Genomic DNA, 17,813 nt, shown 5'->3' on the forward strand with positions numbered 1-17,813 from the left:
ATTTTGTGTCAGAAATCATAAATTAATTCAATGAGGTGAAAATGTTTGTCTAAAATGGATCAAATGATGCAGATTTTATGGATGTTAAATTCAGGTAGGAAAATTACCGCGAAAGAAATCGCTGAAAAATTAGAGATTAATATCAGATCCGTTTACCGCTATATTAACTCACTTTCTGCCAGCGGTGTGCCGATTATAGCTGAAACAGGTCATCATGGAGGATATACCCTGTTGAATAATTTTATTAAAAGTCCTCTTATTTTTGATGTCGATGAGAAAGCGGCATTACTTCATGCTTCTATTTTTGCAAAAGAAGCTGGCTATTTTTTAGATGAGGCATTAAACAGTGCAACAGCAAAGCTTACAATGTATTCAAATCAAGAGCAAGAAAAAATGATTCAACAGCATTTACAAGGTTTCGAGATAATCGGTCCTGATGAATCCTCCTTGGAGCCACTGTTAAAAAAATTAGAAGAGAGTATAGTAAAGAGAACATCTATAGAAATGGAATACCATACTAATAATGAAGAGCAATCTAAGTCTAGGGTGGTTAATCCATATGGTTTGGTTTATTGGAAACAAAACTGGTATGTCGTTGCATTTTGTCATGTAAGAAATGAAATCCGTACTTTTAAAGTAGGCCGAATTAGTAGTCTGCATCAAACAGGCATTCCCTTCCAACGACCACAATCTTTCTCTGCCAGTGATTTTTTTATGAAAAGCCTTTTTCCCCAAGCCCAACATAAAAAGAACCCTGTGCCCTTCATCATTTGTGGAAAGACAAGTGCTGTGGATGCAATCAGTCAGCATTGGTTTTTAAAGTATCACCTCCAAGAACGCACCAATAAGAACGCAATATTTTTAGTAGATGAGGAAGCACTACATACCTATGTACCCTATTTACTTTTTCCCTATGGAAAATCAATCCAAGTAGTAGAACCCATAAGTTTAAAGCAAAAGATAATTGACGTTCTATATGAGCTCATCCATTTTTATGAAAATGAAAACTTTACTGACGGAGAATGTCAGTAAAGTTTTTTTATACTAAGCATAGTTTCAATAAAAGGAGTGTTTATTATGCAGACAAGAAAAGTATATCTTTATGTATTTGATACGATGGCAGATTGGGAGATAGGGTATTTAATGGCTGAATTAAATACAGGTAGATATTTTAAAAAGGGATTAGAGCCTTTAGAGGTGATGACAGTAGGGATTGATAGAAGTCCTGTTACGACGATGGGTGGCATCACCATACTTCCAACGATGGCCGTTGCTGAATGTCACTTGAATAGCATGGATGTCTTGATTCTTCCAGGAGGCAATACATGGCTAGAATCTATTCATGAGCCTGTATTGAATGAAGTCTCAAAAGCATTGAACGAAAATGTTTTCGTAGCTGCAATTTGTGGTGCAACATTTGGTCTCGCAAAGGTTGGTTTGCTTGATACAAGACAACATACGAGCAACGATCTCGAATACTTGAAGATGCTTTGTCCACATTATATTGGGGATGAATATTTTAAACAGAAGCCAGCCGTAACTGAAGGGAATTTAGTAACGGCATCTGGCATTGCACCGTTGGATTTTGCCTACCATGTTTTGAGGCTGCTCGATGTTTTTACACCTGAAACATTACATGCTTGGTATAAGCTTTATGAGACGCAGGAGAAAAAATATTTTTATGAATTAATGACATCCATTGAATAATAATTAGTCTAAGAAGAGCATGTTCATTGTTAAAACATGCTCTCTTTTTTTACATTAACTTTTTTTAGCCAACAAAATGCCTCGCACAATCCCTATCATGAAGATGCCAAATAACAGCAGTAAAAATAAGTAAGCATGCCATTGTTGTAAAATACGTTCACGTCCTAGAGCTACCGTCAGGTCATTGAATAGGGAGTAGGTAAAATACAATAGAATACTATTTTTGATGAGACAAAACGTAAGGATGCCATTTTGTCGCTGTTTATGGGAGAGCGGTGCTTTATTTTTACGCATCACAGGATAAGCTGCCTTTATCTCTAAATAGTGTAAGAGTAGAAAGAGCATAAGAGCGACAAAGGGTAAATAAAAAATAGCAATTTTCGGACCGAATTGGGCATGGTCACTCGTGAAGCTTTGCAAGACAGGAATCATGGCAGGGAGCTTGCCGTATTGAATGAGTGTCGCTGTAATGCCGGCTAGAAAAATAATCACCACAATAACCGTTAACTGGTGACAAAAGCGTGGTGTAGGTGTTTTTTGTTGTATATGCATCCTTGCTCCTCATTTCCATCATCATTGATAATAACAATCTGTTATACTGTATCATAGAATGATTGCTTTTTGTGTTAGGGAAAGAAGGATATTATGGAATACTTGTTGTTTTTACTTATTGGCATCATTGGGAATGTCATTGGTACGTTAGTTGGGGGTGGTGGCTTAATTACCTTGCCAACGATGATGCTAATGGGTGTACCCGTCCATTCGGCTATTGGCGCAAATAAAGTGTCCAATATGGTGAGTGCTTTTTCAAGCTTTTATACAATTTATCAACGTAAGGAATTAGCATGGAACGAAATGCGTTCGGTGTTACTTGTCTCTTTAATCGGAGGTACATTGGGGGGACTTTTCGCTTCATTCATGAGTAGTCAATCATTAACGTTCATTGCTATTATTTTACTTGGCTTTGCGCTTGTCATGTCCTTTATGGGTGGAGCTGATTTTGGCGACAAGGAACGTTTTACGATGAATCGAAAAAACGGTCCTATCCTTCTTGGAGTTGGCTTTTATGACGGTATGTTTGGTCCGGGCAGTAGTACATTGGCGCTTTATACATATGCACATGAGAAGATTTCCTATATTAAAGCCGTGGGGCTATCACGGGTAGGGGTATTTGCCATGTGCTCAGGAGCAGCGATTACCTATATTGCTACAGGGAAAATCGAATGGCCGTTAACGCTTATTTTAATGATTGGCTCGACGATTGGTGCACAAATTGGGCTTGTGCTAGCCAGAAAAGTGAAAGCACATCAGGTAAAGCTTTTACTGCGTATTGTAACGATTGTGCTGATTATACAGCTTGTTTATGATTTCATCCATCAGCTTTAGGAGGTGATTGTCCTGTTTGAAATTTCACCCTATCCAACCTTTTCGTGGTCGCTATCGCGTCACAAAACATTGACAAGCTGCGCCCGCAAATACGGCTATGAATATTACTTTTCACATAACGGGTGGCTCAGTTACAATGTGGAGCCATATCATCAACAGGTGTATCGCTTAAAAAAGCTGCAATCGATGCCTATTTTATTTGGGCAAATTGTCCATCGATACATTGAGCAGGCCATTAATGATTATTTACAAACAGGAAAAGCTCCAACAGTAGAGGAGCTAATTCAATTGGGGCGCGGGCAGCTGAATGCAGCCTTTATTGACTCCACTCGTCGTCTTGAATTTTGGAGGCAAAAACCAAATAAGTATTATATGATGCAGGAAATCTATTATCATGGCACCCTTTCTCCTGAGCTTGTGCAAGACTATAAAGAACGTTTACGACTTGTTTTTCATCATTTTTTAATGAGTGAAACATTCCAGCAAATCACCTCACAAAAAGGCTCTCTCCGTATCGGAGAACCAGAGCAATTCCGCTCCATGAAAATAGAAGATGTCCAAGTATTCGTTGTTATGGACTTTCATTATTATGATGAAATGAGGGATAAATGGATTATTGTTGACTGGAAGACCGGTGGAGAATCTGATGATGACCGTCAGCAATTAGCCCTCTACGCTTACTATGTTCAGCAAAAATACCGTGTGTCTCTAGCGCAAATTGAGGTCTATAATGAATATTTATTAACAGGCAAGCGCAAGAAATATAGTTTTACAGACATGGATATGGAGAATATTTTGTATACGTTTCAGCGCAGTGTTTTAGAAATGAAAAAGTATCAGGCTGATATTTTTTCCAACGAGCCCGTGGACATCGAGGACTTTGAACAAACACAAGAAAAATGGCATTGTCGTGGCTGTAATTTTAGGGAGCTATGTGCATCAAGGTGAAAAAGAAGCGAGTGCTAATATAGCCTCTCGCTTCTTTTTAAGTGATTTTCATAAAGTGAGCTTTTGTGCTTTTTTTAATAAAGTAAAGAAAAATTAATTGCACAAGTAAAACGATTAGAAACATGATGCCCAAAATAATGAATGAAACCATTTTCACTTCAGGTGTTTGCACAATCCCTGCACCATCAACATTTCTTGCCCCAATAAATACGGCGATGCCAGAAAAGATCAATAACCATACAATATTTACAGCCCACCAAATTATTTTCATACCCAATATGAACACCTCTTTCTTCTTGTAATTCCCTCTCGGAGCTTAATTATAACAATTTACCTTAAATTTGGAAATGTCCGATAGACGGTGCTACATCTCAGCCTACAGACGGATTGACTATTTTAAAAATAGAAGTTTTTCATAGGCTTCATTCCTTGTTTAGGGGATATATGGTAAATTTGGTATGTGCATATTATGTATTACCTTAGAAAGGAGGCAGCATATGGTTAACAATAAAAAGGCGTTTATCGGGTCAATCGTTATGTTGGGTATATGTATGTGTCTGTTTTTTCCTTATCCCTATAATGAAGCGATGATCGCACATACTACATTCATGTCGATTCCCGTCGAAACACAGGATGGATACGTGTTACTCGGCATTTTTTGCTCGATTTTATTTATAATTGCTATGATTTTACTACTTAGGAGTATCAACAAATATCATTTTCGAACATTTGTTATTGTAGTATTACTTTATTCATTTTTACCTCATTTGCTTATCGTGGCGTATCAAAAAACCTTTGCTAGTGGCATTATGGCCATTTCATACAAAGGGGAAGGAGAATGTCGTTTTGATATGGTGGAAAAAGACTTAATGAATGGGGAATGTACCATTGTCTTACATAATCGAAGCAATGAAGCTGTGTCCTTTGATTTACAATTTATCGATACGAATTTTTTTAAAGGCGATAAGCGGATGAATTCACTTATGAATATAGCAGGGCCATATCATGTGACCATCGAGGCCAATCGTGAAAAAGCTATTCATCTAAAGGAATTACTCCATTTAACAAATGTTCCTAATCATATAGAGGGAGGTGGCTCCTCCAAGGTGCATGTTCAATTAATAGACGGTGACAAGGAAAGAACTTTATAAATAGTCCATGCGTGGAAAATATTTTGCGTCTTATACATAGTTCAACATTGTATTTGCTTTTGTGGTAAACTTGTATTAAATTATAGTAAGCTATGAATTGATCTTGAGAGAGGAGGCAAAAAGTCATGGAAACTATTTTCAGAAGAACGGCGATTGAGGTAAAGACATTTTTACAATTAGATGATTTAGGCTCAAAGGGACCAGTCTGTGGTTTTTTAAGAAAACAGCATAGTGAAAGTAGTAACCGGAAGCTTTTTGCTTTTGTCAGTCATGTGTGAAAAATGACTTTTTAACCATACAAAGTAATTGGTAGACGCCGGTTTTATGGCGTCTTTTTTGTTGTGATAAAACGGAGAGAGGGTGAGTGAATTGCTAAAAAAACTAAGACAATTAAGGAATGTTGCAGTGTTCCAAGCGCTTCTAATTTAGAAAAATAATTAGAAGCGAGGAATTTACTATGAAAAAACAACCAATTTTTACTTCATCATTTCTTTTTCTATTCATAAGTAATTTTTTTATTTTTATAGGATTTGAAATGTTATTGCCTATTTTACCAGCCTATTTATTAAGCATAAACGCCAATCCGATGCAAGTAGGCTTGGTGACGACGGTATTTACACTAGGTGCCATTACGATAAGACCTTTTGTAGGGTACTATTTAATGGATCATAAGCGGAAAAAACTAGCGATTGTGGCAAGTATAGCCTTACTCATAATTACAATGCTGTATCCATTGCTTAACACGATTTGGATTTTCCTATTACTCCGACTTTTCCATGGAACAGCGTGGGGTGTATCCACGACAGCCAATAGTACAATGGCTGTAGATAGTATCCCTAAAGCTCGATTAGGAGAGGGAATGGGCTATTTCTCGGTATCCACAACCGTGGGAGCGATTGTTGCCCCAAGTCTCGGTATCCTTATTTACAGTACCTTTTCTTTTCACACGCTGATTTGGTCGTCAGCCTTCCTAAGCCTATTTGCGATCATAATGCTTTCCTTTGTGCATGCAACGACACCTATTCAAAATGACAAGCAGCCATTTCGGTTTATGGAAGCGATATTTGAAAAAGAAGTAAGGTTTCAAGCAGTATTGACTGTTGTGACGACGCTTGGTTTTGGCGCTATTATTACATTCTTAGTTCTTTTTGGTGAACAAAAGGGATTAAAGCATATTTTTCTATTCTTTCTTATCAACGCAATTGTTTCCACTTTAATACGTCCTTTTACAGGGAAATGGTTTGATAAGCATGGACCATGGTCGATCATTATTGTGTCAGCGATTTTCGGTTTTCTATCTTTAATCGTGTTATCCTATACTACAAATAATTTCACATTGATTATCGCCGCGATTTTATTTGGTGGAGGCTATGGCACCGTTATGCCGTGCCTACAAACCTGGGCTGTTCAAAAAGTAAGTGAAGCCAAAAGTGGTGCAGCCAATGCCACTTTTCTTTCCAGTTTTGATGTTGGAGTAGGTATGAGCGCATTTATCTTAGGAATTTTAGCTGAATGGATAAGTATAGAAATGATTTTCCGACTTGTTAGCCTTAGCTTTCTTCTTGTCGCTCTGTTAGTCTATCGGGATTACATTCTTAATAAGAAAACAAACCATTAATATAGGAAGAAGGACCAGTCTCAAGTGTCTGGTCCTTTTTTCTTTGACTTATATAACGCAAGGGTAAACTATTTTTCCCAAAGCTCAATCAGTCGTCCTTCTGGATCTTTAATCCAAATAAACTTTCCAAATTCGTTACACTCTAGAGGTTTTGCGAGTGGGACATCAAGATGTTCAAGATGCTTTATCATCTCGTTTACATCATGAACTTGGAAATTTAACATCACTTGCTGTTCTGCTGGAAAATAATTGTCCTGTTCAGTGAAAAAAGAAAAGATCGTTTCATTGCCTTCTTGGGGTTTAATGATTGTCCCATTCCAATCGTTTATTTCTAGCATCAAGGTTTCGCTATACCACTTTTTTACAGAATCTAGATTCTTTGTTCGCCAAAATATACCTCCAAAGCCTTTTATCATCGTCTCGATCTCCTGTCTGTTTAACGTTTCCTCATCTTTTCCATTACTATAGCATGACAAGATGGCCATAAGAAAGAGACCATGCCATTTTGGATGATCTCTACCTATTATTCGGTAATCGTTTCTGCAAATGTTTTACGGCCAGGGCTTACTTTATTAATATGAATATCGATTTTACTGATGGAATCTTTGCTTAAAGGAATTTTGCCATCCTTCTCTAATCTCTTCCAAGCCTTTACATTACTACGATAGAGATATTCGGACAGACGAAAGACATCCGCATCCATTTTTAGTCCTTCCTCAAAGGTAGTTAGGATTTCTTCCTTGACGGCTTTTTCTACTTTTTTTCTTACCTGATTGGGTGTTAGCCTCCCTTTAAAACCATTTAAAATCGTATCGAATTTTAAATTTACCTCAAACTTTACGTCATTACCATTCACAATTGGCTTGACTTTGACATCTAGCTTTTTAATATCGACGGTTAAGTAATCACTTTTTTCATTATTTTCTAATTCGACGGTAATTTCTCCTTGCTTTGTTTCATCATTCATCCACTCGATTCCACGTGCCGATTTGCCTTTAATATAGCCTTTAAAACTATCTTTTGAAAGAATACCGACACCAGCAAAAACGGTTTCTGTTTTGGAGCCATCCATTGTTTCCCAGTTTTCGTTGACGGTTACGTAAGGAATTTTCATTTCGTGATTGGGCTCATTTAAGCCAATGACGAGCTGTCTTAAATTAACAGGCTCTACAAATGACTCCTGCTTCGCTGTGTTTTTAGGATTACTCAATTTGGCGGCAGTTGGTGATTTCTCTAACAATGGAGAAACTAATAAAACATCCTCGATAGGATCTTGGGTACAGTAAACCCAAATATGATATCTTGTCTCTCGAAAGCGTAAAAAAGTATCAATAACAGCAATCGCATGTTCATCTTTCATAGCACTCTCTGAGAAGAGAAGAAAGGTCATATGTCCCCAAAATACTTCTTGGTCCATTGAACGATACAATTTGTAAATGGCTTCTTCTATTGTCTTACCCTTCGCTTGACCAATTTCGGTAGGCGCTGCATTAGGGTTAGCTGATTCTGTTTTCGCTACGTTAGCAAAGTTGATAATTTGTAAGTATGCTGTATATTCATTATCCTTGTAGTCAACCCCCACACCTTGTACGTAATACATGCGTTGCGGCTCTGTTACATCCCAACAGCCTGATAGCAGTAGTGTAGTCGTCAGCATTAAAATAACAATCGCAATTTGTTTTTGGCTCATATATCTCCCTACTTTTTGAAGTTCGTGTATATTAGTTTGTACAAGAACGCAAGGTATTATAAGTAGAGCCCATTTGTATGTAGGAAAGTGCTGCTCTCGTCAAAATGACGTAGAGACAGCACTAATGATTTTAGTGGAAATATTTTTGGACGCGTTCAACGACCTCGTTTGCCGATAGTCCATCCGCATCAATTACAGGACCTGCCATGACTGGATCACTAATTCCCATGACATCGCGATCCTGACCTGTAATAATACAAGCATCACATTTTTTCGCATCCTCTTCATTGCGAAGCTGGATGACTTCAAAGCCTTGTGCTTTTAAAGCATCTTCGATATTCGTTAATGATTGTTCCACACCAATAATTCTAGACATTTCTTGTCCACCTCCTACAAATAATGTGCCATTTCAGGTTGCTCATTATTCATACTTTTTTTTAGTGGGGAGAGATAATTTCTAGAGATCCGTGCGTAATAGGGGTTGTGTACTACATCTAAAAGAACCGCCAAAGCTTCGAGAAATCGTAAAATCAACATATTCTACGGTGATACCTCTCTTCGCTAGTTGCTCGCCAATCCATGTAAATTCTTTGTCTGTAATGTAGACTTCTTCATTAATAGGTAAGCCGTTAGTAGCAAGTTTTGCGGCATCCTCTAGGGAAACGTGAATTTTATCCCAATCTTTTAGCTGTTTGGGAATACCATCAATGAGTGCTTCCTCGCAGACAATCATTAGACCCTCTCTAACGAGGCTAAGCGCACAGTCGAGATGAAGAATGGTTGGATGAAGCGGCACTTCGACCACCGTATAATCAAAGTTACTTGCTAAATTACGCAGCCACTGCACACCATTTTTATTGGAGGCTAGTCCTGAATTCCCAACGAAAATTGTTTTATCTAACACTAACACATCGCCGCCCTCTAAGAACGGGCCAGCTTCAGAATCTAAACCATCTGCCATATCAGGCTTTGGAATGGAGACATAGAAACATTGATTTTCATTTGCTTCCTGTGCTAAAAGATTACGTACGGGCAAAACTTCGTTGCGTCTATGTGGGAATCGAAGGGAGCCCTCGATTAAAAAATGGCCGATAGTGAAAAAGGGATCGCGAACGAAGAAATTGCTATAGCCATCTTCTTTTCCTACTTCTTTTTCATAGTCTGTTAAACGTCTTGGTACTTGTACTTCTACCCCGTATTTTTCTAATACTTTTTTTAAATTTGCTCGTTCCAATTCCCATTGCTGCTGTCTTTCTGGAAAGACATCTTTAAAATTTTTACCGAGTGTATCTACGCTTGCATAAAGTGCTAGTGTTTCTTCTGTTAAAAATTCATCATCTGTTGGAGCCTCCTTAGCTGGAAAAGCAAATTCCGATTGCGCCATGACAACTCGTTTTAAAGGAGCAAACTCACTTTTTACAAAAATATTCGTCATCTTACTGCCTCCTGTTGTATGATTTAGAAAAAGTAGTGAAAATTTTTCCTGTGATGTTCCTTATCGTAAGATATATAGTTACTATATAGTCAAGGATGGACTGTAAGGTGGTGAAATGATGGGCATTGCAGAAGTGCTGACCATTGTCTTTGTCGTATTAAAGCTAACAGATGTCATTACATGGTCGTGGTGGTTAGTCTTATTACCAGCGATTCTTTCATTTAGTCTCTATGCCATTATTGGGCTGGTGAAGCTTGGGATGGTATTGATTGCTGTGGTAGCAGTGAAAAGGCGGGAAAAGAAAGCAGAATTATGAAATCATAGTAGCCAAATTACTAGTAATCAGAACAACCAGGTCCTTCTTTTGTTTCGCATAGTCATGTAGGATCGTATTGGAGATTAGAGCAAGAAAAAGGTGAGGTTAGTCCAATTAGGTCCACCCTCACCATTTTATTATTTGCTTAATTCATAAGTTTTCACAGCTGGAGGAACAAAGCTTTCACATTTATCTAATAGTGCTGCTGCGTCCTCATCAACAATAAGTGCCTCACGATATTGTGCTTTTAAAAATTGTTCATTTTGCATATGGTCAAAGAATGATATTAATAAATCAAAATAGTTTTCCATATTGAAAATAGCACAAGGTTTTTGAAGCAGCCCGATTTGATTCCACGTAAATACTTCAAAAAATTCCTCTAATGTTCCAGGTCCACCAGGAAGGGCAATAAAGCCATCTGCTAATTCCATCATTTTACTTTTACGTTCATGCATCGTCTTTACAACAATCAGCTCTGTCAGCTGTTGATGCGCAATTTCACGTTCTTCTAATAATGTCGGAATCACCCCAATGACCTTGCCGCCTTCTTCTAGCACTGTATTCGCTACTGTTGCCATGATGCCTACAGAAGCACCACCATAAATAAGAGTTATTTGTCTTTTGGCTAATTCTTTTCCTAGTAAAATCGCTCCTTGACGATAAGCTTCGGAAGCGCCTAGACTGGATCCGCAAAATACGGCAATACTTTTCATAGCTGATTTCCTCCATATCTGATCGAATTCTTTTATAGTATAATTTATTTTGAAGAGGAAGGAAATGGAGGAAACTGAATTGGAACTAAATGAATTTCAACGCTGGGTAAAGGATTACTATGAAGCACGTGGCTGGTCAGAGCTTAATATTTTTACACGTATTGGCTTCTTGGCAGAAGAAACAGGTGAGGTAGCCAGGGCAATTCGAGCAATCGAGATTGGTAGAGATCGACCAGATGAAAAAACACAATCCTTTGAAGAAAATAAGCAGGAGCTAATTGAAGAGCTAGGGGATGTCTTAGGAAATCTTATAGTGATTGCCAATCAGTACGATATTCCATTAGAAGAAATATTTGCAGCTCATCAAGACAAGCTGATAAAGCGTTACCAGGAATAGGAGGAGCGAGATGGAATATCAAGTAGAGGTTTTACGGGGACAGCATGAGGATTTTACAAATTTTTTAAGCGAAAAAATTCGTGCCTATAATAATGAGCAATCTCCTTATCATCGCGAAAGTAGAAAGAAGGGTGCGGTTCTTCCTTTACAGTTAATCGTCACAGATCAACAGCAGCAATGGATAGGTGGTATAACAGCTGAAGTCTACTGGGGATGGATAGAAATACATAAATTTTGGTTTAGTGAAGAATATCGTGGAAAGGGTATGGGCAAAAAGCTCTTAGCACAAGCAGAATGGGTAGCGAAGGATATGGGGGCAACAAAGGCCCTGCTAACAACCTACGAGTTTCAGGCGCGTACCTTTTACGAGGCACATGGCTATCAAGTAGTGGGCGAAATTAAAGATTATCCACCAGGCAGTAGCTATTATACGATGGTGAAAGTGCTTGCTTAAGAATTGGCTGTCTATTCTATAGACAGCCTGTTTTAATTGACATCACCCAAATAGATTGTTGTTTGTTGTCCTCGTATAAACTGCTGTAGCGGTTGGATAAGCGCTTTTGGGTAAAGTCGATAAGTATGAAGCTTTTCAATTGGTATCCATTGTGTCCCAATTTGAAGAGTATCTGGATTTGTTGGTTGACAAGCTTGCTTATTTACCTGACAGAGGAAATAATATTCTACCTGATGTACGTCTGCGTCAAAGGCGGCATGCTCATGATTTTGTCCGATGTATTCACGGATAAATAACAGCTCTCCAATGTGAACGGAGGAGCCAATTTCCTCCAGGCATTCCCTTTGCAACGTCTTGTGAAAGGTCTCTCCATGCTCCTGTCCACCACCTGGACAAAGGTAAAAGTAGCCCTCTATATCTTGATTTTTTGTTAGCAATAGTTTCCCATCCACGATGATGATGGCTTTGACAGAATTTCTAATCATGGACTTCTCCTTTTAATTGTTATTTTTCGTGATCATGACTAAAACGCTTCATGAATGTCTACCTTAGTAAAAAGGGGAGATGAAGCGTGTATTCAATGTCCAATTTTAAATTACTTGTCGAAAAACAGACCGAAATTGATACCATTTATCAGAAATGTAATGATTTAATTCAATCAACTGTTACACCAAAGCTAGATGCAGAGGTCGAGCAGTTTTTAAAGCTGGTTGAACAGCATTTGACACAGCAAGGCTTTACAATTACGAATACATCAACAGGGTTAATCGCCAATTATCAAGAGGCTGTCATTAATGTAGATAAACATTCAAAGCATTTGGAAGAATGCTTTTTTATCAATTTAAATAGTTATGCTGAGGATCAAGTCTCTATTGTACTCGATATCTCACCAACGATGCTACCGAAAATTTCAAACCAGCTCGATGGCTACACAGATATTATTGAGCAAATGACGGATAAGCTAAAGCAAGCAAAAAGTCTAGAGAAAGCCTGTACGAATCCCAAATTTCTTTATAAAACGCAAAGCAACAAAGTTTTTCATACCCCTCAGGAAGTGTTGGATTATTATTTTCAAGGATAGGAGAAGCAGCTAGAAAGAACTAGTAGGTGTATAAAAAGTGGAAAATTGATGTTGAGGACTGACCTCAACAGTATAGACAAATAAAAAAATACACCTTCGATTGAATATGGGGTTAAAAACTAAATTTCAATTAGGAGGTGATTTTTCTAAGAGTAAAAGGTTTTAAATGAATTAATTGATCCCTATTGCGAAATATATATATAAAGGATGATGATTCAATTACAAATCACCATCCTTTTTAGCGTATTAAATAAGTAAAACATACTTAATCTGTAAATAAATCATTCCTTAATCCGTTTCAAAGGGCTTTTCTTTATACTTGGAAACATCATAACGCCCAATTACTTGATAATTAGACGTTTCATCGTCAGCCTTGAATTTATTGAAATCAGCTACATCCAGAGCATCTGTCATCATCTTCAATAAATATTGTGGTTCCGGAGCTTCTTCTACTGCTGCAAGAACTAGTGCATTTCGTAAATATCCTGCATACTGTGAGAGCAATTGAGCATTGAAGTCTAGCCTATTTGCTTCAGCAAAAAGCTTCATGAAAATCGATACCGTTCGTGTATTTCCTTCTCGGAAAGGATGAACACGCCAAAGTTTTGTCATAAATGAAGAAAAGTCCTCAACAAGGAGAGGATTAGAATACTTCCATTGCTTAGATTTAGACCAACTGAAAATAGTTTTTAAATCAGATACAATGTGATCTTTATCACTATAAGCAACAGATAATCCACTTAAAACATGTTCGCTTTTATAAATATTGACTGTGCGGAATTCTCCTGCCCATAAATATAGCTCATGAAAAAGGAAGTGATGAATCTTTTGGAGACTTTTATATTTTTGGAAGTCAATCTCATGCGTGATAGAAGAAATATCTATAATCCCAGCGATTAACAGTTGTGCTTCAACGTCAATCAATTGTTGTTCATCTCGAATATTTAATTTGTTGATTAAGACATTTGTATTAGGATAAATATATGGGTCCATAAACTACTGTGAAGCCCTTGTATATTTTTCAACAATCGCTTGTTTCAATTGGCTGGATGATACTTGACCATTTTCATATTGGTTTAAGAGGTTCTGTGTAAATGCGCTCGGTTTTCCACCGTCAATGGCAGCCATACCAACTGCGAATTGCACTTGCTTTTTACGTTCTAAGGATGAATTTTCTTTCATAAATAACACCCCTCACTTTAATGGTATATCTATTATATCAGTTTTATGCATCAGGAGATAGTTAGATCACTGCACGATGCCTACTGACATAGTTCAATCTTTGTCATTAAGTATTTACACTTTGAGTGAGAAAATTCAATAGGTGCCAGTGGGGAAAATTTAGAGCTAGGCTATCCTATAATCAAAGTGGGTGAAATTTTACGAAGAGTAAAATATCACCCACTTTTTCTATTCGGAGGAGAGGTTTTGTTCTAGTCTTTCATCTATCTAAAAGCGATAGCGATTGGAAGCCCGCTTTCTTCCATTATCGAATAAACTTTCTCCCGCAAAGCCACATTATCAAGGTTAGACCTAAGAAATAAAGTGGCATTGTCAGTAAAGAACCGTTATGCAGTAAGCTCATACCAGATGTGATGGCACTGACGAGTAAGTAATAGCCGAGACTAAAGATAGCGCCTGCTGTGCCAATCACATCCTGAAAATCTACTAACGCTAAACTTAAGCAATTAGGAAGTGCGATGCCCGAGCCTAGCAGTGTGATAAAAATAGTAATCAGCATACCAATGGCCATCATGCTCGCGTGCAATGGCAGGCTACAAACGATGGTTAAAAGCAAAGTGCCACCAAGCATTACCAAGCAGCCAACATGGATGATTTTTTGTGGCGAATGGCTGATGACGAGTCGCTTTGAAATCATAGCCCCAATTATGGAAGCAAGGGCAACGATAATGCCAAAAAATCCGTACAGGCCAGGTGACAGCTGGAAATGCTCGATGAATATAAAGGGTGCTTCGGCATAGTAGCTAAATAGAACACCATTAATGCCTCCTATTAGTAGCCCATAGACAAGCACGATGGGTGAAGCAAAAATGCGTTTGACGACAGGCCAAATCGCTGTTCTTTGTCTTGTTGCAGGATTGGTTGTTTCTGGAAGTCTGCAATAAGCATAGATAAACAACAGGATACTCATGATGACAAGGACAAAAAACACGGCTCGAAAGCCTAGTGCTTGATCCACCCAACCACCAATTAACGGCCCTATAGCTGGGGTAAAGGCAATGACGGCTGAAATTTGAGCAAACATAGCATGGCGTTGGCTTCCCGTCACACTTTCACGCAAAATGGTTTGCGTAATAATGGAGCCAGTTGCAGCGCCGAATGCTTGTAGCAATCGACTTGCTAATAGAAAAGGGATTGTCTCTGCGTAAAAGCAGAGTAGGCTACCTATTCCATAAAAAATTAAACCACCTAGCATAGCAGGTCTACGGCCAATAAAATCAGAAATCCATCCCCAGCAGAAAACGCCGAACGCAAAGCCAATAAAATAGATGCTTAATGTTAATTGGACAGAGCTATTGGCTACATCAAGTGCAGCGGCAATATCCGGAAGTGATGGTGTGTATATTGTTTCACTAATTTGTGGAAAAGCCACAAGAACAATCATTAATAATAAAGATGGTACTGCCTGTTTTTTCAACATATTGCCCTCCTACAAGCAAAATTCTACTTTGTTAGTTACAAGTAGATTGCGTAGCTAGGGAAACGGCGGGACCATTATAAGAATACGTTCATAGGATGTCATGTTGAAATCACCTTTATATGCTTGAAGTAGGAGTGCATAGTCTAGCAACTATTATAGGCTATTTTACAATAATTATATAGTAATAATTGCTAAAGCTAAGAGATATTGCTTGTATATGGAAGGGGGATTTTGTAAAATGGAACATATGTTCTTTTGAGAGGGTGTATCTAATTGAATTTTGAGCTAACTTTATTTACTTCTAGTGATATTCAGGGATTAATCGAGCTATCAGCTTCCGTTGGATGGGATTACGATGCCTACGAAATTGAAACGATTATGGCAGCAGGTAGAATAGTTGGACATAAAAATATGGAAGGAAAAATTGTTTCCTGTGCAGCTATTATTCCCTACGACACAAATGTAGCTTCCATTGGCATGGTGATTGTGCATGAGCAATGCAGAGGTTTTGGCTTAGGTAGAATTGTTACACAAGCCTGTATCGATAGTGTTTCAGCGGAAACAGCGATTATGCTCGTAGCTACAATAGAAGGACAACCTTTATATCAAAAAATGGGCTTCACGACTGTTGAGCATGTACATAAATATTTATCAGACAAATATGTTGAGACGACCAGCAAAGCCGATTTTTTAGGCACCATCAAAGAATTTCAAGAACAGGATTTTGAACAGCTGGCCAAACTTGACGCAGCAGCCTTTGGGGATAGTAGAAGAATCTTTTTGCGTAAAAGAATACAGCAGTCACAGCGCTGTGTTGTTATCAAAAATCAAGACAACCAAATGATTGGCTATGGCTTAACGATCGCGGGGCCAATTTATCTACTTTTAGGACCAATCGTCGCGCCAAGTAAAGAAATAGCGCATCATATTATCAATGAATTGGCTAAGGGTTATCAGGGAAAATTACGTATCGACTGCCCATCTGTTCAAAAGGAGCTTGCTCCAATTTTACAACAAAGTGGTTTTACGATGGCTGCCACGCCACCTGTCATGATCCGTAATGCCAAAAAAATACCTACAAGAAATCAAACATTATTTGCTCTAGCAGCACAAGCTTTCGGGTAATCAAACGTGCAAGCCTACTTTGGGGTTTGCACGTTTGTATTGTCAAAAAAGGATTTTGAAGGAAGAGTAGAGAATGATATGGATGGTAGAGGAGGGGAACAGCATGTTTCCAGAATTAGAAACAGCAAGACTTAGGTTAAGAGAGCTCACAGAGGAGGATGTTCCTGCGATTTTTCGTTGCTTTTCCAATGAGGCTTTAACACGCTATTATGGGCAGGAGCCATTTGCTGACACACAGCAGGCTGAGCAGTTAATTAAGCAATTTGCTAAAAATTTTGAGGAAAAGCGTGGGATTCGTTGGGGAATTGAACGAAAAGATTCGAATGAAGTGATTGGTACAGTTGGCTTCCATTTATGGTCGGCGGTACATCAACGAGCAGAAATTGGCTATGAAATTCATCCTGATTACTGGCGGCAGGGTTATACAAAAGAAGCTGTGCAGAAAGTAATTGCATATGGTTTTGGGGATATGAACTTAAACCGGATTGGAGCCGTTGTTTTTTTAGAGAATGAGGCATCTTCCAAGCTTTTAATTCAGCTTGGATTCCAACAGGAAGGCATATTGAGGGACTATATGTATCAAAAGGGACAAGCACATGATACATTTATCTATTCTTTGTTAAAAAAAGATGAATAACATAGCTTTAGCGCTTTTATAGAATAATCATTTACTTGGAAATGGATAATAAATAATAATTTAGATGGAGTTTTGAGGCTGCTTTTTTCGGTTATAGTTCTTATATGAACAACAATTCATAAGTTCGTGTAAAAAAGTAACAGATGAGGGGCTGGGTGTTATGGAGCAATATAGCACAGCTTATTTTCAAAAGCTAGATTTACTGTCTAGCTTATACGCGGGACAGGCTGCTTTAAAGGATTCCATTCCAACAGAGAAGGTCAAGCGAATGGAGCGCTATCAACAAATTGAAGCGGCGATTACAAAACTAAATAACGAAATTAGAATAATTGAACGGACCATATTAAAGTCCTCCCATCCTACTAGAAATAGTTAATGGTAGCTCAACCCATGCAGATCCCAGCATGGGTTTTTCGTTTGATAAGGTAAGCTTATGTATTTTTATAATAATTATAGATTTTTCTTATGGGTGATCTACTTGTACACTAAAATA

The 17,813-nt window shown here is 38.1% G+C and carries 25 protein-coding genes; 14 read left to right on the top strand and 11 right to left on the bottom strand.

The genetic code is table 11. From position 1 onward, the window contains the following. Positions 1–45 precede the first annotated feature (45 nt). Both VK91_RS02665 and VK91_RS02670 read left to right on the top strand, forming a co-directional pair. Positions 46–1,032: a YafY family protein gene (locus VK91_RS02665; protein ID WP_048390538.1), complete on the top strand. Its 987-nt coding sequence runs from the start codon at positions 46–48 to the stop codon at positions 1,030–1,032. A 45-nt stretch (positions 1,033–1,077) separates the two neighbouring features. Next, positions 1,078–1,707, top strand: coding sequence for a type 1 glutamine amidotransferase family protein (locus tag VK91_RS02670; RefSeq protein ID WP_048390540.1), 630 nt, complete (start codon positions 1,078–1,080; stop codon positions 1,705–1,707). A gap of 54 nt (positions 1,708–1,761) precedes the next feature. Here the strand turns inward: VK91_RS02670 and VK91_RS02675 are convergent, their stop codons facing one another. Further along, entirely contained in the window at positions 1,762–2,259 is a 498-nt protein-coding gene (locus VK91_RS02675; protein WP_048390542.1) for a hypothetical protein, read from the bottom strand. Positions 2,260–2,352: 93 nt separating this feature from the next. Here VK91_RS02675 and VK91_RS02680 point away from each other — a divergent pair, with 93 nt between their 5' ends. Both VK91_RS02680 and VK91_RS02685 read left to right on the top strand, forming a co-directional pair. After that, positions 2,353–3,093 carry a sulfite exporter TauE/SafE family protein gene (locus tag VK91_RS02680; RefSeq protein WP_004228897.1) on the top strand — a complete coding sequence of 247 codons (741 nt, stop codon included), beginning with the start codon at positions 2,353–2,355 and terminating at the stop codon, positions 3,091–3,093. A gap of 12 nt (positions 3,094–3,105) precedes the next feature. Further along, positions 3,106–4,041 (top strand): PD-(D/E)XK nuclease family protein, encoded by a 936-nt coding sequence (locus tag VK91_RS02685; protein ID WP_082148111.1) that lies wholly within the window; start codon positions 3,106–3,108, stop codon positions 4,039–4,041. Between the two features lie 37 nt (positions 4,042–4,078). Here VK91_RS02685 and VK91_RS02690 read toward each other — a convergent pair whose 3' ends face one another. Continuing rightward, on the bottom strand, positions 4,079–4,312 hold the full coding sequence (locus tag VK91_RS02690) for a DUF3923 family protein (RefSeq protein WP_048390685.1): 234 nt from the start codon (positions 4,310–4,312) through the stop codon (positions 4,079–4,081). 226 nt (positions 4,313–4,538) lie between these two features. On the opposite strand from VK91_RS02690, the gene VK91_RS02695 reads away from it, so the two are divergent. The 3 genes from VK91_RS02695 (at position 4,539) to VK91_RS02700 (ending at position 6,810) form a co-directional block, all read left to right on the top strand. After that, on the top strand, positions 4,539–5,192 hold the full coding sequence (locus VK91_RS02695; RefSeq protein ID WP_048390546.1) for a hypothetical protein: 654 nt from the start codon (positions 4,539–4,541) through the stop codon (positions 5,190–5,192). A gap of 125 nt (positions 5,193–5,317) precedes the next feature. After that, positions 5,318–5,470 carry a hypothetical protein gene (locus VK91_RS22810; protein ID WP_167444836.1) on the top strand — a complete coding sequence of 51 codons (153 nt, stop codon included), beginning with the start codon at positions 5,318–5,320 and terminating at the stop codon, positions 5,468–5,470. 179 nt (positions 5,471–5,649) lie between these two features. Continuing rightward, complete coding sequence (locus tag VK91_RS02700) at positions 5,650–6,810, top strand: MFS transporter (RefSeq protein WP_048390548.1); 1,161 nt, start codon at positions 5,650–5,652, stop codon at positions 6,808–6,810. A gap of 68 nt (positions 6,811–6,878) precedes the next feature. Here the strand turns inward: VK91_RS02700 and VK91_RS02705 are convergent, their stop codons facing one another. From VK91_RS02705 to VK91_RS02720, 4 genes are all read right to left on the bottom strand, one after another. Further along, positions 6,879–7,226 carry a VOC family protein gene (locus tag VK91_RS02705; RefSeq protein WP_048390551.1) on the bottom strand — a complete coding sequence of 116 codons (348 nt, stop codon included), beginning with the start codon at positions 7,224–7,226 and terminating at the stop codon, positions 6,879–6,881. 107 nt (positions 7,227–7,333) lie between these two features. Next, positions 7,334–8,500: a Ger(x)C family spore germination protein gene (locus VK91_RS02710; protein WP_048390553.1), complete on the bottom strand. Its 1,167-nt coding sequence runs from the start codon at positions 8,498–8,500 to the stop codon at positions 7,334–7,336. Between the two features lie 130 nt (positions 8,501–8,630). Further along, positions 8,631–8,876, bottom strand: coding sequence for a YkuS family protein (locus VK91_RS02715; RefSeq protein WP_048390555.1), 246 nt, complete (start codon positions 8,874–8,876; stop codon positions 8,631–8,633). Between the two features lie 81 nt (positions 8,877–8,957). Further along, positions 8,958–9,935, bottom strand: a complete 978-nt coding sequence (locus VK91_RS02720; RefSeq protein WP_048390558.1) for a dimethylarginine dimethylaminohydrolase family protein — start codon at positions 9,933–9,935, stop codon at positions 8,958–8,960. Between the two features lie 118 nt (positions 9,936–10,053). Between VK91_RS02720 and VK91_RS02725 the strand changes: the two genes are divergently transcribed. Further along, a complete protein-coding gene (locus tag VK91_RS02725) occupies positions 10,054–10,251 on the top strand; it encodes a transmembrane Fragile-X-F protein (protein WP_048390561.1) in 198 nt (65 codons plus the stop codon). Between the two features lie 137 nt (positions 10,252–10,388). Here the strand turns inward: VK91_RS02725 and VK91_RS02730 are convergent, their stop codons facing one another. Continuing rightward, positions 10,389–10,964 carry a TIGR00730 family Rossman fold protein gene (locus VK91_RS02730; protein ID WP_048390563.1) on the bottom strand — a complete coding sequence of 192 codons (576 nt, stop codon included), beginning with the start codon at positions 10,962–10,964 and terminating at the stop codon, positions 10,389–10,391. 79 nt (positions 10,965–11,043) lie between these two features. Between VK91_RS02730 and VK91_RS02735 the strand changes: the two genes are divergently transcribed. Next, complete coding sequence (locus VK91_RS02735) at positions 11,044–11,361, top strand: MazG nucleotide pyrophosphohydrolase domain-containing protein (protein ID WP_048390687.1); 318 nt, start codon at positions 11,044–11,046, stop codon at positions 11,359–11,361. A 10-nt stretch (positions 11,362–11,371) separates the two neighbouring features. Next, complete coding sequence (locus VK91_RS02740; protein ID WP_048390565.1) at positions 11,372–11,815, top strand: N-acetyltransferase; 444 nt, start codon at positions 11,372–11,374, stop codon at positions 11,813–11,815. Positions 11,816–11,847: 32 nt separating this feature from the next. Here the strand turns inward: VK91_RS02740 and VK91_RS02745 are convergent, their stop codons facing one another. Beyond that, a complete protein-coding gene (locus tag VK91_RS02745) occupies positions 11,848–12,300 on the bottom strand; it encodes an NUDIX domain-containing protein (RefSeq protein WP_048390567.1) in 453 nt (150 codons plus the stop codon). A 95-nt stretch (positions 12,301–12,395) separates the two neighbouring features. On the opposite strand from VK91_RS02745, the gene VK91_RS02750 reads away from it, so the two are divergent. Continuing rightward, entirely contained in the window at positions 12,396–12,896 is a 501-nt protein-coding gene (locus tag VK91_RS02750; protein ID WP_231595564.1) for a hypothetical protein, read from the top strand. A gap of 288 nt (positions 12,897–13,184) precedes the next feature. Here VK91_RS02750 and VK91_RS02755 read toward each other — a convergent pair whose 3' ends face one another. The 3 genes from VK91_RS02755 to VK91_RS02765 all read right to left on the bottom strand — a co-directional run bounded on the left by VK91_RS02755 (position 13,185) and on the right by VK91_RS02765 (position 15,555). Then, a complete protein-coding gene (locus tag VK91_RS02755) occupies positions 13,185–13,889 on the bottom strand; it encodes a Fic family protein (RefSeq protein ID WP_048390571.1) in 705 nt (234 codons plus the stop codon). A 3-nt stretch (positions 13,890–13,892) separates the two neighbouring features. Next, the gene (locus VK91_RS02760; RefSeq protein WP_048390572.1) at positions 13,893–14,078 is read right to left on the bottom strand and encodes an antitoxin VbhA family protein; all 186 of its coding nucleotides are present in this window, start codon (positions 14,076–14,078) and stop codon (positions 13,893–13,895) included. 304 nt (positions 14,079–14,382) lie between these two features. Next, positions 14,383–15,555 (bottom strand): multidrug effflux MFS transporter, encoded by a 1,173-nt coding sequence (locus VK91_RS02765; RefSeq protein WP_048390689.1) that lies wholly within the window; start codon positions 15,553–15,555, stop codon positions 14,383–14,385. Positions 15,556–15,831: 276 nt separating this feature from the next. On the opposite strand from VK91_RS02765, the gene VK91_RS02770 reads away from it, so the two are divergent. The 3 genes from VK91_RS02770 to VK91_RS02780 all read left to right on the top strand — a co-directional run bounded on the left by VK91_RS02770 (position 15,832) and on the right by VK91_RS02780 (position 17,696). Next, complete coding sequence (locus tag VK91_RS02770; protein WP_048390574.1) at positions 15,832–16,683, top strand: GNAT family N-acetyltransferase; 852 nt, start codon at positions 15,832–15,834, stop codon at positions 16,681–16,683. Positions 16,684–16,786: 103 nt separating this feature from the next. Next, the gene (locus VK91_RS02775) at positions 16,787–17,320 is read left to right on the top strand and encodes a GNAT family N-acetyltransferase (RefSeq protein ID WP_048390576.1); all 534 of its coding nucleotides are present in this window, start codon (positions 16,787–16,789) and stop codon (positions 17,318–17,320) included. A 160-nt stretch (positions 17,321–17,480) separates the two neighbouring features. Further along, a complete protein-coding gene (locus VK91_RS02780; RefSeq protein WP_004228847.1) occupies positions 17,481–17,696 on the top strand; it encodes a hypothetical protein in 216 nt (71 codons plus the stop codon). The last annotated feature ends 117 nt before the right edge of the window (positions 17,697–17,813 follow it).

Origin of the sequence: Lysinibacillus sp. LK3 (genome assembly GCF_001043675.1) — a bacterium.
In the GTDB taxonomy this organism is placed as follows: domain Bacteria; phylum Bacillota; class Bacilli; order Bacillales_A; family Planococcaceae; genus Lysinibacillus; species Lysinibacillus capsici.